This window comes from Pseudomonas sp. MF6396 (assembly GCF_002018915.1).
GTDB classification, from domain to species: Bacteria; Pseudomonadota; Gammaproteobacteria; order Pseudomonadales; family Pseudomonadaceae; genus Aquipseudomonas; species Aquipseudomonas palmensis.
In genome coordinates this window covers 1-1192 of the sequence record NZ_MVOK01000090.1, presented here as the reverse complement: position 1 = coordinate 1192, position 1192 = coordinate 1, and the positions used below count along the sequence as shown (strand labels likewise).

Annotated in this window: 1 protein-coding gene; it reads left to right on the top strand. The window is 56.0% G+C overall.

The window, feature by feature from the left end; genetic code table 11:
* The first annotated feature begins 67 nt into the window (after positions 1-67).
* Complete coding sequence (locus MF6396_RS28070) at positions 68-1048, top strand: IS5 family transposase (protein ID WP_078482019.1); 981 nt, start codon at positions 68-70, stop codon at positions 1046-1048.
* Positions 1049-1192: the final 144 nt, after the last annotated feature.

Below are 1192 nucleotides of genomic sequence, written 5' to 3'. Positions count from 1 at the left end.
GGAAATCCTGAAAAAGGCTTCCTGATTTGGCAAAATCCCCGGACACCAATCACCGAGCTTTTCGATGATGAAGCAAATGACCTTCGCCGACGCCGAGTACGCCGGTAAGCGCAAGCAGACCCGCAAGGAACTGTTCCTGATCGAGATGGATCGGGTGGTGCCCTGGAAGGGTTTGATTGCCCTGATCGAACCTCATTACCCGAAGGGCGAAGGCGGTCGTCCGGCGTATCCGTTGATGGCGATGCTGCGGGTTCATTTGATGCAGAACTGGTTCGGTTACAGTGATCCTGCGATGGAAGAGGCGCTGTACGAGACCACCATCCTGCGCCAGTTCGCCGGCCTGAGCCTGGAGCGAATCCCGGACGAAACCACCATTCTCAACTTCCGTCGCCTGCTGGAAAAACACGAGTTGGCCGCTGGCATTTTCGGTGTGATCAATGGCTATCTGGGCGACCGTGGCTTGTCACTGCGACAAGGCACCATCGTCGATGCCACGCTGATTCATGCACCCAGTTCGACCAAGAACAAGGACGGTAAACGCGACCCAGAAATGCACCAAACGAAGAAGGGAAACCAGTATTACTTCGGCGCCAAAGCGCACATTGGTGTCGACGATGACTCGGGGCTGGTGCACAGCGTGGTGGTCACTGCGGCCAATGTCGCGGACGTGACCCAAGTCGACAAACTGCTACACGGTGCTGAGAACGTGGTCTGCGCTGATGCGGGCTATACCGGTGTCGAAAAGCGCGAAGAGCATGCGGGACGCCAAGTCATCTGGCAGGTTGCAGCCCGGCGCAGCACCTACAAGAAGCATGGCAAACGCAGCGTGTTGTACAAGGCGGTACGCAAGATCGAGAGAGCCAAAGCTCAGGTTCGCGCCAAAGTCGAGCATCCTTTTCGGGTGATCAAGCGCCAGTTCAGTTATACCAAAGTGCGCTTCCGAGGCTTGGCGAAGAACACTGCTCAGATGGTGACACTGTTCGCCCTGTCGAACCTGTGGATGGCGCGACGACATTTGCTCTCCAGCACAGGAGAGGTGCGCCCTTAATGAGGCAAATGGCTGCTGCGAGGTGCTCGCGGCAGCCAAAAAGCATGAAATACGAAGCAGATTTGATCAATTTTGAACGGCAGCCGTTTTTGAAAGCGCCGATGGCTCAATAGCCGAAAAATAGCGGTCTACTTCAGACCATCC